Annotated in this window: 15 protein-coding genes; 2 read left to right on the forward strand and 13 right to left on the reverse strand. The window is 38.0% G+C overall.

Annotated elements, in window-relative coordinates; all coding sequences use genetic code 11:
* Position 1: 1 nt before the first annotated feature.
* The 9 genes from ACRPLY_RS16940 to ACRPLY_RS16980 all read right to left on the reverse strand — a co-directional run bounded on the left by ACRPLY_RS16940 (position 2) and on the right by ACRPLY_RS16980 (position 7,740).
* On the reverse strand, positions 2–1,483 hold the full coding sequence (locus ACRPLY_RS16940; protein ID WP_432232052.1) for a sugar ABC transporter ATP-binding protein: 1,482 nt from the start codon (positions 1,481–1,483) through the stop codon (positions 2–4).
* A gap of 14 nt (positions 1,484–1,497) precedes the next feature.
* The gene (gene rbsD / locus ACRPLY_RS16945; RefSeq protein ID WP_034269677.1) at positions 1,498–1,887 is read right to left on the reverse strand and encodes a D-ribose pyranase; all 390 of its coding nucleotides are present in this window, start codon (positions 1,885–1,887) and stop codon (positions 1,498–1,500) included.
* Entirely contained in the window at positions 1,888–2,766 is an 879-nt protein-coding gene (gene rbsK / locus ACRPLY_RS16950) for a ribokinase (RefSeq protein WP_028412184.1), read from the reverse strand.
* Entirely contained in the window at positions 2,759–3,748 is a 990-nt protein-coding gene (locus tag ACRPLY_RS16955; protein ID WP_028412183.1) for a LacI family DNA-binding transcriptional regulator, read from the reverse strand. Before ACRPLY_RS16955 ends, rbsK begins: the two co-directional genes overlap by 8 nt.
* A gap of 117 nt (positions 3,749–3,865) precedes the next feature.
* The gene (locus ACRPLY_RS16960) at positions 3,866–4,291 is read right to left on the reverse strand and encodes a MarR family winged helix-turn-helix transcriptional regulator (protein ID WP_028412182.1); all 426 of its coding nucleotides are present in this window, start codon (positions 4,289–4,291) and stop codon (positions 3,866–3,868) included.
* Positions 4,292–4,453: 162 nt separating this feature from the next.
* Positions 4,454–4,876 (reverse strand): hypothetical protein, encoded by a 423-nt coding sequence (locus ACRPLY_RS16965; protein ID WP_034269671.1) that lies wholly within the window; start codon positions 4,874–4,876, stop codon positions 4,454–4,456.
* 8 nt (positions 4,877–4,884) lie between these two features.
* Positions 4,885–5,415, reverse strand: coding sequence for an NAD(P)H-dependent oxidoreductase (locus ACRPLY_RS16970; protein WP_014461382.1), 531 nt, complete (start codon positions 5,413–5,415; stop codon positions 4,885–4,887).
* A gap of 18 nt (positions 5,416–5,433) precedes the next feature.
* Positions 5,434–7,059 carry a DHA2 family efflux MFS transporter permease subunit gene (locus ACRPLY_RS16975; RefSeq protein WP_014461383.1) on the reverse strand — a complete coding sequence of 542 codons (1,626 nt, stop codon included), beginning with the start codon at positions 7,057–7,059 and terminating at the stop codon, positions 5,434–5,436.
* Positions 7,060–7,101: 42 nt separating this feature from the next.
* Entirely contained in the window at positions 7,102–7,740 is a 639-nt protein-coding gene (locus tag ACRPLY_RS16980; protein WP_028412179.1) for an HlyD family efflux transporter periplasmic adaptor subunit, read from the reverse strand.
* Positions 7,741–8,092: 352 nt separating this feature from the next.
* Here ACRPLY_RS16980 and ACRPLY_RS16985 point away from each other — a divergent pair, with 352 nt between their 5' ends.
* The gene (locus ACRPLY_RS16985) at positions 8,093–8,548 is read left to right on the forward strand and encodes a MarR family winged helix-turn-helix transcriptional regulator (protein WP_025749716.1); all 456 of its coding nucleotides are present in this window, start codon (positions 8,093–8,095) and stop codon (positions 8,546–8,548) included.
* A gap of 93 nt (positions 8,549–8,641) precedes the next feature.
* On the opposite strand, the gene ACRPLY_RS16990 is transcribed toward ACRPLY_RS16985, so the two are convergent.
* From ACRPLY_RS16990 to ACRPLY_RS17005, 4 genes are all read right to left on the reverse strand, one after another.
* Positions 8,642–9,403 carry an SDR family oxidoreductase gene (locus ACRPLY_RS16990; protein WP_274863315.1) on the reverse strand — a complete coding sequence of 254 codons (762 nt, stop codon included), beginning with the start codon at positions 9,401–9,403 and terminating at the stop codon, positions 8,642–8,644.
* Between the two features lie 121 nt (positions 9,404–9,524).
* Positions 9,525–10,352 carry an aldo/keto reductase gene (locus tag ACRPLY_RS16995; protein WP_028412173.1) on the reverse strand — a complete coding sequence of 276 codons (828 nt, stop codon included), beginning with the start codon at positions 10,350–10,352 and terminating at the stop codon, positions 9,525–9,527.
* Between the two features lie 31 nt (positions 10,353–10,383).
* Positions 10,384–11,139, reverse strand: a complete 756-nt coding sequence (locus ACRPLY_RS17000) for an IclR family transcriptional regulator (protein ID WP_028412172.1) — start codon at positions 11,137–11,139, stop codon at positions 10,384–10,386.
* 217 nt (positions 11,140–11,356) lie between these two features.
* Positions 11,357–11,665 carry a hypothetical protein gene (locus ACRPLY_RS17005; protein WP_034269656.1) on the reverse strand — a complete coding sequence of 103 codons (309 nt, stop codon included), beginning with the start codon at positions 11,663–11,665 and terminating at the stop codon, positions 11,357–11,359.
* 497 nt (positions 11,666–12,162) lie between these two features.
* Here ACRPLY_RS17005 and ACRPLY_RS17010 point away from each other — a divergent pair, with 497 nt between their 5' ends.
* Complete coding sequence (locus ACRPLY_RS17010) at positions 12,163–12,498, forward strand: DUF485 domain-containing protein (protein ID WP_033579473.1); 336 nt, start codon at positions 12,163–12,165, stop codon at positions 12,496–12,498.
* Positions 12,499–12,510 lie beyond the last annotated feature (12 nt).

A 12,510-nucleotide genomic window follows, 5' to 3' on the forward strand; every position in this document is an offset into this window, starting at 1 on the left:
TTTACTGACCTCCTGTTGCAAATGTCATAATTTTTTCTTGAGTTGCTTCTTCACTTGTCAGTTCACCTGTTATCTTTCCTTCATGCACAACCAAAATGCGATCACTCATGCCGAGTACTTCCGGAAGCTCTGAAGACACCATGATAATAGCCACGCCTCTGTCTGTCAGTTCATTCATAAGCTGATAAATTTCACGCTTCGCCCCGACGTCAACTCCTCGAGTTGGTTCATCTAAAATTAGCACTTTTGGTCCAATGCCAATCCACTTGGCAATAACTACTTTTTGCTGATTTCCTCCCGATAAATTAGCCGCACTCGTCTCAGACGACTCGGTTTTGATCGTTAAACGTTTAATAAGCAAATCTACAAATTGCTGCTCGCTTTTTTGTTCAATAAAGCCTTTTGGCGAAAAGCTGAATAGACTTGGAAGTGCAATATTTTCTCGAATAGAAAAATCCAGAACGAGCCCTTCTGTTTTACGATCTTCTGTAATGAACCCGAGACCTAATTTAATGGCTTGGTCTGGCTTTGTGATACTGACCCGTTTGCCATTTAAGATAATTTCGCCTTTTTCTAACGGATCAAGCCCGAAGATAGCGCGCATAATCTCGGTTCTTCCAGCTCCCATTAGCCCCGCAACGCCGACAATTTCTCCTGATCGCACTGAAAAATGAACGTCTTGAAACACACCTTTTCTCTCCAAGCCTTTTGCTTCAAAAACAACGTCTCCCTTAGGAGATGTCCTAGCAGGAAATCGATCCGTTAGCTCTCTTCCTACCATTTTGCGAACAACATCATCGAAGCTGGTTTCTGGAATCGGCTTTTTGTCTACCGTCTGTCCGTCACGCATGACCGTAATGGAATCACAAATAGCGAAAATCTCTTCCATACGATGTGAAATATAGACAATCGATACATCTTGTTTTCGCAGCGCATTAATTACGTCAAATAACTTTTGAATTTCTCTTTCAGTAAGCGCTGCGGTCGGCTCATCCATGATAATCACTTTTGCATTCGTCATCAGCGCTTTGGCTATCTCAATCATTTGCTGCTGTCCGACAGAACAAAGTCCTGCTTCTTGATCAAGAGGAATGGTGACAGCTAATTTTTCAAACTGCTTCTTTGCTAACGCTTTCATTTCTTTTGTTTTTAAAAAACCTAAAGGCGTTTTTAATTCTTTGCCGATAAATAAGTTCTCAAGCACCGTCATTTCAGGCCAAACGTTCAGCTCTTGATGAATAAAGGTAATTCCGTTTTGTTCTGCTTCTTTTGGATTTTGAAAATACGTCTCTTTGCCATCAATCAGAATCTGCCCTTCATCTTTTTTATGAAGGCCGGTTAAAATATTCATCAGCGTAGATTTCCCCGCTCCATTTTCCCCCATTAGTGCGTGAACTTCACCTTCATGTAATTCAAAATCCACGCCTCTTAGTACACGGTTTGCTCCAAAGGCTTTATGAATCCCTCTCATTGCAATATGCATGCTGTTCACCTCTTTTAAAAAATAACTCCCGCTTGTAAAATACAGTTTGCATAAGGAGTTGCTTCTCCTGTACGAATCACAACTTTCGCTTTGCTTGTCAGCATTTTTAATTGTTCATGCGATACTTCTTCTACTAAGATGTTTTGCTTTTCCATCAACTCGTAAGCCTTTTGATTTCTTTCTTTCATCTCAGAAGCAATCACTATTTTTTCTGTAGCCATATCTTCTAACACAGCTACTACTACATCTTCAAAGCTAGGCACTCCTAGCTTTAAAGATAAATCAATTTTAGGCACATCACGCGGAACAGGTAACCCTGCATCTGCAATGACAATAGTGTCTGTATGACCTAGATCTGTTAGTATTTTCGTAATATGACTGTTAATCATTCCGTGACGTTTCATTTACAGACTCTCCTCCACTTCTTTTCGAGTCGGCATGCCGCCTTGCGCACCAAATTTAGTGACGGATAGCGAAGCTGCGCGATTAGCAAACTGAATTCCTTTTTCAAAACCCATTCCTTCGGCAAGTGCCACAGCAAGCGCTGCGTTAAACGTATCTCCTGCTCCTGTTGTATCAATCGTTTCTACTTGATAAGAAGGAACCAATACTTCTTTCTCGCCGTTAAAATAGCGTACACCTTGTTTTCCTTCTGTAATAAACAATTTATTTGGATACTGTTTTAATACTTCTTCTTTTTCTTTTCCTTCAAATAAAAGCGCTGCTTCATGTTCATTTGGAGTGATGTAAGAAACTTGTTCAATCACTTCTGCTTTTAATGGTCTTGCAGGCGCTGGATTTAATAAAAGCGGTACTTTAAGTTCCTGACAAAGCTGAGCAACATATTCAACCGTTTCTTCTGGAATTTCTTGCTGAATAAGTACGATATCAGCTTCTTTAATTTTTTCTTTGGCTTTTTCTACGTAGTCTGGAGTAATATAATCGTTTGCTCCTTTAACAACTACAATGCTGTTGTCTCCTTCAGCGAGTATAATGTGAGCTGTTCCGCTATCTGAATCTGTAACCGGTTTCACATTTTCCACAGATACACCGTTTGATTTGAAATTCTCCAGGATTGCTTTTCCGTAATGATCTTCGCCCACACATCCAATCATACTCACATCCGCTCCAAGCCGGGCTGCTGCAACAGCTTGGTTCGCTCCTTTTCCTCCCGGAACGGTTTTAAATGATTCTCCTAACACTGTTTCTCCAGCTCCAGGACGAATATTTGATGTTACTACTAAATCCATTGATGAACTTCCAATCACAGTTACTTTAGCCATGTTCCTCAACCTTTCGTGTCGTATTTCGTTCAATAAACGTAACGGGTAGTTGTACTTGCTTTTGAATTAAAGGTTCTTTCTTAATGCATTTCATTAACAGACCTGCTGCTTGCTTGCCCATTTCATAAGCAGGCTGACGAATTGTAGACAGGGCTGGAAACGAAAAGCGGCTTTGCGGAATATCATCAAAACCAATCACTTGAAGATCATCCGGCACGCTTTTCTCTAATCGAAACGCCTCATGTAAAACAGCTGTGGCTACAATGTCATTACTTGCGATAATCCCGTCTGTTTCAGGGTACTTTTGAAAGATTTCCTTTGCCCATTTCTGCGCATCGTCAAATGCTAGAGAATTTGTATTTAATACGTAAAAGTCTGCATCAGACTGACTCAAGACAGAAAGAGAGCCTTGAAAACGTTCCTGAGCAGGCTTTACATTTACTGGACCTTTGATAAGAGTAATTCTTTTACTTCCTCTTTTGATTATTTCTTCTGCAGCGATTTTCCCGCCTTCAAAACCATCAGCATAAACGGATGGATACTGATCAGAACTTCTATCTAAAAACACGACGGGAAATGTAAGACCTTCATATAGTTTCTGAGCTAAACTTGTTGTTGCCGTAATCATTCCTACTACATGATTTTGCGTAAACGTTTGGAGATATGTCAATTCTTTCTCTAACTGCTCATCACTATTGCCAAGAATTAGACGAAATCCATGGCTATGTACTTCATCTTCTATTCCTCGTGCGAGCTGAGGGAAAAAAGGGTTTGTGATGTCTGGAAGCAATAGACCAATCAAACGTGATTCACGTGTATAAAGCGAACGGGCTACTTCGTTAGGGCTGTAGTTTAATCTTTGAATTGTATTCATTACTCGCACACGCGTGTCTTCTTTTACATACCCTGTACTGTTTAAAACACGCGAAACGGTCGCAACGGACACGCCTGCTTCTTTTGCTACATCACGAATTGTTACCACTTTATTTCCCTCCCTCCATATATGTAACCGTTTACACAAAAAATATCATGGAAAAGTGAAGTTGACAATCTTTTTATCAAAAAAAAATCACTCCATTAAGAAGTGATGTTTCTTTCATTAGATATTAGCGTCTAGTTTCTTAAATAATTTCAAAAATTGCTCTTGATCTTTCGGCTCATAGCAAGAAAAGAAATGAGCAATCATCTTTTGCACAATTTCATTTGCTTCTTCAATCACTTGTTCACCTTTAGCAGTTAACTCAATGTTTACCTTACGGCGATCCTCTTTAGAGTGATAGCGTGAAACTAACTCTAAGTCTATTAAACGAGTAATAACAGGAGTGATCGCACTAGGCTTTACACGCATCTCCTCTGCCAGCTTGGTTACTCCAATATGACTGCATTTACCGATAATTAATAAGATATGATATTGAAAAGGCGTAATCCCTTGTGAAAGTAACCTTTCTTTTATCTCTGTCATTACCTTTTTGTTAAGGGATATCGAAATTCTCTGGACCTCTTCAATAAATGTGAGCTGTTCCATGTTTTGACGTCCCCTTTCTTATAATCAGGGAGTCGATTCTAACATGTCAGCCCCCTGCTGCACTCCAAGCGAAACCTAACCTGGGGAGAGCGGCTGGTTTCGCGGAATGCTTATAACCTATTTTCTATCTGTTTTATTCCGTACTATTATAATAGAAGAAACTCATTCATTATCGTTTTTCTTAAACGATCTTAAAGCCTTACGAAAAGCGTCATCATTCATAACGTCACGTTCTTCTTTTGTAAAAACCGTGTCGTCTTTTTCGCCTTCTCTAAACTTTTGCAGCACTTGACGATACATATCATCGTTCATGACATCTTTTTCTTTCTTATGTCTAGATGTTCTTGTTTCCGTCTTCGCCTGCGGTTCTTTTGGCTCTTCTTTTAGTGTTTCTTTTGGTGCTGCAGGTTTTTTTTCTGCCACTTTTTTCTCTTCTACTTTTGGCTCTTTAGGAGCATTTGAAGCAGCCGCTTCTTTTTTAGGTGGAACTGTACGCTGGCGCTTAGAAGATGATGCTTTAGCATTCATTGTAATAATTAGGACAACCAGAATCACAGCTACAACGATCAGTAAAATACCTAACATACCGTCACCTACTGTCCTTGTGTCATTCGTTTAGTCACTTGAACAACACGTTCTCCTAACGCTTTACCTAGCGCTTGGTCGTTCTCTGTTAATAATTCGTCACCTTCGATTGGACAAGTAATTCCCACACCGTAATAAGTACCGTACAGCGCATTTTCTGGAATGTTACCTGGTAAGCCAGCGATAACCATTCCTTGATGAAGCATCGGTGTAATTAAATTTAAAAGCGTTGCTTCTAAGCCACCGTGCGTTGTAGCTGTTGTACAGAACACCGCACCTACTTTATCAATTAATTTACCTTCTGCCCATAAATAACCTAATTTATCGATCCACGTTTTTAACCCTGAACTGATTGTTCCAAAATGCCCTGGGCAGCCCCAAATAATAGCATCCATTTCAGGCAGTTCACGTACATCTGCTTCTTCTACATGCTTTACATATACAGTTGCTTCTCCAGACAGCTCAGCGCCAGAAGCAATCGCTTTGGCTAATGCCTCTGTATGTCCGCCTTCACTATCATATACGATACAAATTTTCATCCTTTATCCCTCCGTTGCTTATGAGTTCATATCTTTTGGTGCCGGTAACATACGAATATCGTCTGTTGTTTCTTTTTCTATTTCTTCCACTTCCACTACTGGATCTTTACGAACATCACGTAGGAAGAAACTTAAAATCAATCCAATAATGGCAATGATAACTGTCCAGTAAAACGCGTCGTTAATTCCTTGTACAGTTGCTTGAGCTTGAACTTTTCCAGCTAATGTTGTTAAAGCTTGTTTTTGCGCCTCTGTTTGAGAAAGGTGAAGCGTTTGAGCAATCTTTTGAACAAATACCTGGAAGTTATTCATAAAGAATGGATCAGATGTAGTCATTGAACTGCTCATTTCATTCACATGATATGTTGTGCGATTTGTAAAGATTGTAGTCATTAAACTAATACCGATTGAACCACTCACCTGACGAAGCGTGTTCGACATAGATGTACCATGGCTGCTTAATTTTGCCGGCAGCTGATTTAAACCAGCCGTCATAATTGGCATCATTAATAATGACATACCGAATGCACGAATCATATAAATAATAACAATATGACTAAACGGTGTTTCTAACGTTAATTTTGTAAATTCAAATGTTGTTACAACCGTAATCAACATCCCGACAATCCCTAGTGGACGCGGTCCTAATTTATCAAACAGCGTACCAGAAATCGGTGACATGACTAACATAACAAGTGCACCAGGCAAGATTAATAAGCCTGAGTCAAACGCTGAATAGCCACGGATGTTTTGCAAATAAATCGGTAATAAGAACATACCAGCATACATGCTGATCGTAATGGCAATACTGATGATATTAGATAATGAGAAAATATTGTATTTAAATACTCTCACATCAAGTAATGGACTTTTAAGTCGAAGCTGCTGTACCACAAAGATAATTAATAAGACAATACCACCAATCATCGTTGATAATACAACTGAGTCCGTCCATCCATCATTTCCAGCTTCACTGAAGCCGTATAAAAGCAATGCCATACCTGCCAGAGATGTAAACACAGAAATTAGATCTACTTTTACATTTTGAGGCGGTTTAATATCTTTTAATTTAAAAGCTGCAATAATAAGTACAAGCGCGCCTAATGGCACCATTCCCGTAAATAAAATATGCCAGTCATAGTTTTGAATAACCCATCCTGAAAGCGTCGGTCCAATTGCAGGAGCGAACATCATGGCTAAACCAAAGATACCCATTCCTTTTCCGCGCATATGAGGAGGGAAAATAAATACGATAATGGTCATAACTAGAGGTGCTAGTACGCCGCCGCCGACTGCTTGAACAAGACGTCCAATTAGCATAATTGAGAAAGTCGGCGCGATTCCGCAGACAAGTGCCCCTATTGTAAAGCAAGCCATCGCAAATAAGAATAAGCGACGAACGCCAAAACGTTCAATTAAATAGGCTGATAATGGAATAAGTGCACCATTTACAAGCATATATCCTGTAAGCAACCACTGTGCGGTATTAGCCGTAACGCCAAACTCTGTAATCAGATGCGGAATCGCAACATTTAGCAGCGTTTGGTTTAAAATTGCTAAGAACAATCCAAGCATAAGTACGACTAGCAGCGGAATATGCTTTTTAACTGAGTGTTCCTCTGGTTGTATCGTGTTTGCTGACATCAGTTCCTTCCTCCTTTCTTCTCTTCTTAATCATGTACGTTCTTAGTTTTTAGAGATTTTTACTTCTGCGTTCATACCTGGTAGTACGTTTTCAGAGTAGTTAGAAATAGAGATTTTAACAGGAACTGTTTGTGATACTTTAGTATAGTTTCCGTCTGAATTAGAACTTGGCATTAATGAGAAAATTGAGTTTGTTGCATAACCGATTTCTTCTACTTTTCCATCGATTGTTGTTTTAGTATCTCCGTCAACTGTTACATCAACGTCATCGCCAGCTTCAATATCTTTTAATTTGTCTTCTTTAATGTTTGCAATGATGAATAAGTTATTCATATCTACTTCGCTAGCAATTTGTTGACCAGCTTGAACCATTTGATTTTCTTTTACCTGTGTTTTGATGATTTTACCATCCTCTGGTACTGTAACTGTTTTTTCTCCATCTTCTGATTGGATTTTAGCTACCTCATCGTCTTTTGAAACATCTTTACCTTCTTCAATATTCCAGCTTGCTACTTTACCTGCCGCTGGCGCTACTACTGTATAAAGATCGCCCGACACTTTTGCATTGTCTGTGGATACATAATTAGATTTCTGAATATAATAGTATCCCCCACCAATAATTAAAGCTAATACTACAATAATTCCGATAAAGTTCATTAAAATTAAACGCCCTCTTGACATTTATTTTACCTCCTTAATATTTCATTCAGTTAAGTATTACGCTAGATAACTTTATCACAAAGATATTTAGTTGTAAATAACTTTGATTTTAATTTATTTTTAAAACTAAACATTTATGTTTCATAAAGTTTTCCCGACTGAATACTTTACTACATCTTTAACTGAAATACAACTTAAAAGTTTTGGTTTCTTTACAAGTACTTTACTTTACTTTAAAGTTAGATATATAAGCATAGGGTTATACACAAAAACAGCTCCTTTTTTTGGAACAAACTCCCTATATACATAAACCACAATAGGTAACTAGCAGCAATTGTTTAACACCTATAATGATAAAGAAAAGGTGATTATGATGGATCAGCAGTTAATAGATAAACTAGAAAAACTTGACCAAGTTAAAACCTCGTTATTTGAACTCAAGCGAAAGCTCTTGGAAGATAAAATCAGTGAGCAGCCCTATAATTTGACCATTACAAAATTTTTAATTCTAAAATTCATTGGAATCAGCTCTAAACGTATGGTAGCCGAAATTTCTTCAAATCTAAAGCTAACCTCCGGGGCTACTACCATTTTATTAAATCAATTAGAAGATGATGCACTCATTAAGCGCGTACGTGACCAAAAAGACCGCCGAATTGTATGGATATCCTTAACGGAGGCTGGCGAAACATTAGTGAACTATGTAATTGAGCAGCGAAATTTATTTTGGCAAGACATGCTTTTTGCTCTAACTCCAGAAGAACAGGATGAGTACCTCCGCATGCTTGAGAAAATGGAAAAACGAATTAGACAAACCGTGGATCGTTAATGCTAAAAAGCGTGTGTTCATTTATTTTATGGACACACGCTTTTTATGACCCGCTACCATTGAAGGCTTTAGAAACCTTTGTGTTTTCTGCCTTTAAAATTCAGGATTGTTCTTTAAAAATCCCCTCCAAGCCTGTGCTGTAGCTTTCTCAATTTCTTCTTTGGAAGCTTGAAGCCTTTTAGCGCTGTCTCCATAGCCAATTTCGATTTTGCCTTTTTTCAGTTCTTCAAATATTGAATCAGCAAAGTCATCAAGCGGTGCTCCAAATGTATGAAGTCCCGGTCCTCCTAAATCCGTGTTCACGGCTGGAGGAAGAATTTCTATCACTTCGGTATTTGTTTCTTCTACTTGATGTCTTAAACTAATCGTAAACGACCTTAACGCCGCTTTTGTTGCGCTGTAAACTGGCACCCATGCTCCAGGTGTTAAAGACAGCCCCGACGTTACGTTAATAACCGCAGCACGTTCTTGTTGAACGAAATGAGGAATCAATAGCGAAGTTAAATGAATAGGAGCACTTACATTACTCATTAGTTCTTTTTCGTAATACTGCCACTCTTCGTGCATGTGTAAAAGATTTACGCGCTGCTGAATGCCTGCATTATTCACAATAACATTTAATTTTGGGAACCTTTCAGTCGCCCATTTTACCAGCTCTACTCTGCTTTCTTCTATTGATACGTCGCACACTTTTGTATGTAACGAAGGGAATCTTTCTTTTGCTTCTTGCAGCTTTGATTCCCTTCTTCCACAAATAATAACTTCATTTCCTTCCTTTAAAAAACGTTCTGCAAGCGCCAATCCAATTCCAGACGCTCCGCCCGTAATTAAAATAGTGTTTCCTGACATTTTCATTACTTTTCCTCCTCGTTCAACCATCACATTTCCTAATTAATAAACAAAGCGCTACTGCATGAATGACAATAGCGCTTTGTTTATTATTTATCTTACAAGACGTTTTAGTCTTAATTTAACATTAAAAGTCAAAGTTATCTGGATCTGGACCTACGCGATGATTTTGATTTAATGCGTTAATTTTTTCAACTTCTTCTGCATTTAATTCAAAATCAAATACGTCTGCATTTTGGATAATACGATGTTCTTTTGTTGACTTAGGAATCGTTACTACTTCGTTTTGTAAGTCCCAACGTAAGATAACTTGAGCAGTTGATTTTCCGTGCTTTTCAGCAATTTGAGTTAACACTTCGTTATCAAGCAGCTCACCTTGTGCAAGCGGTGACCATGCTTCCACTTGGATTCCTTGTTTTTTGCAGTATTCACGCACTTCTGTTTGTGTTAAAAGTGGATGAAATTCGATTTGGTTTACCATCGGCTTAACTTCTGCATCTGCAATTAAGTCTTCTAGATGATGCACTTGGAAATTCGATACGCCGATTGCACGAATCTTCCCGTCTTTATAAAGCTTTTCAAGTGCTTTCCACGTATCTTTATACTTACCTTCAACCGGCCAGTGAATTAAGTATAAATCTAAATATTCAAGACCTAGCTTGTTTAAGCTTGTTTCAAACGCTTGAAGAGTTGTGTCATATCCTTGATCTGCATTCCACACTTTTGATGTAACAAATAGTTCTTCGCGAGAAACACCTGATTCTTTGATCGCTTGTCCCACGCCTTCTTCATTTTCATAAATTTTAGCCGTATCAATGCTTTTGTATCCAGCTTTGATTGCATATTTAACTGAATCTACAACTTCTTGACCATCTTCTACTTTATAAACACCTAAACCTAACCAAGGCATTTTCACGCCGTTTGCTAAGGTCGTCGTTGACTGTAAGTTTTCCATGTTGCTGTTCATCCCCTTTTTTACTGTTGAATTATTCGTAAAGAGTAATTGCTTGTGAAATTTGTTCTGCGCACTGTTTAACAAGTGCAGCATGTTCTTCGTCTTTCTCTTCTGAAATACGAACGGATGGACCTGATAAAGCAATAGCTGCCATTATTTTTCCTTTTCTGAAAATAGGGGCTGCAATACAGCGAACGCCAGGCTCCCGTTCTTCATCATCGACAGCATATCCTCTTTCCTTACTTAAAGCTAAGTCAGCTTCCAGCTCGTCCAGCTCGGTGATCGTTCGATCTGTATAAGCTTCAAGCGAAAGTTCGTGAAGAATAGATTTTTGCACGCTGTCCTCTTGATAAGCAAGAATACACTTTCCAATAGCATTTGCATGAAGCGGCTTTTTATTTCCTACTTCGGAATGCGTACGAGTGCTATATTGCCCGTTCACCACCTGAGTTGTAACCATCTGTTTATGATGGAGAATTCCCGCGTAAATGGTCTCATTGGTCTCTTCACTCAGCTTCTGCATAGCAGGAACAGAGAGCCAATTCATTTCATAGTTCGTATGCATCGTATTTTGTACGAGTGCCAGCACCAGTTGTGGTGAAACCGTATAGCGGTTAGACGGGTTTCTTACAATAAATCCGTTTTGTTCAAGCGTGCTCACAAGACGATACATCGTACTCTTATTAAAACCGAGCGCTTCCATCATTTCCGGAATAGTCATATTCGGACGGTTTAAAAGCAAAGAGAAGATATCTAATCCTTTTTTTAAAGTTCCAACCTCGGACATGCCCTTCTTCCTCCTTTTATCCGAACAACAATTTTATTATAAAACAAAGCTCTTTATCGTATCAAATAAGGAAACTAAACTAAGTTATTTTCCCTATATAAGAGAATACATAACGTAATTGTTCTTCTTAATCTATTCCACTGTTTTTTCTATTTAAACATAAAAAAAGCCGTAACAATAGAATTTTTTTACAGTTTTTTAAAATTAACTTTGCTTTTCATTCGTTAACTTCTTCAAATCGCTTCAGCTGCTCTAGCTGATTTTCCTTTTTCATAATTTCTTTCTGACGCTCGCCTAGTAAATCGAAATGAGGATAGCCGGATCGATTATCAATATACTTAGCGGGAATACCATACTTTTCTCCCCACTTAATCAGCTTATTTAAGTCACTGCAACCTACTTTTGTTACGGTAGTTGCGTGTGGAAAACGCTCATCGAGCCAGTAATGAGTTAAAAATGCGATCTCTCCTCGCTTAACAGCTGCTTTCCATGCGTTTAGTTCCGGGCGTTTGATTCCAAATGCCATTATTTCACCTTTTCTCTTTTATATAAGTAGTCACATTGTTTGTTTACTATAAAGAAAAAATATCATTCATATAGAAATCTTTCATAATATCTTGTCTATTTATAACCATCTCTAAATAATAGCGTACTTTCTTCACCTGTTTCCTATCTAACATTATTGTGTGCTTATGATTTTATCATCATCTTCTTTTATTTTTCAAAAGATCCAACAAAAAAATAACGTTTAAATAATAAAGAAAAGCCTTATATGTAAAAGAAACTAAGGGTTAATTTCAACATTTCTATTGTGGACGATTTCTCCTTTATATTGAATGTTGTTCGTTTTTTATTATGGCAGTATGCATTTAGTTTGAAGCTTTAGTATATTAAAAAACTTCCAAAGTTACCATTCTCACAAAAAGACAGAATTTACTTTTCATTCCGAAAATAATATAATTCAAGTGATATGGAGCTTTTTGCTTCATCTATTTATTATCAAAGGGGGAATTCCGCTTGGCGATGAATGAAAATTCTTTAAAGAAGGTAAACAATGCTTCTTCCTCTCCTGATTACACAGAAATTGTACAGTCTGCTTCATTTCAAAAGCTTTTGAAACAAAAACGCAATTTTATTTTACCGCTCTCTCTGTTTTTTCTTGCTTTTTATTTTACCTTGCCTATTTTAACTGCTTACACAACCGTCTTAAACAAACCAGCTTTTGCTTCTATGACTTGGGCGTGGGTATTTGCTTTTGCACAGTTTGTGATGACTTGGGCCCTATGCATTTTATACACAAAAAGAGCCTCGAAATTTGATGAACTTGTTGACACGATAAAAAAAGAAGCTGCAAATTGAATAGGGGGTTAA

The sequence above is a fragment of the Priestia sp. TGN 0903 genome, from assembly GCF_050846855.1.
Classification (GTDB): Bacteria; Bacillota; Bacilli; order Bacillales; family Bacillaceae_H; genus Priestia; species Priestia zanthoxyli.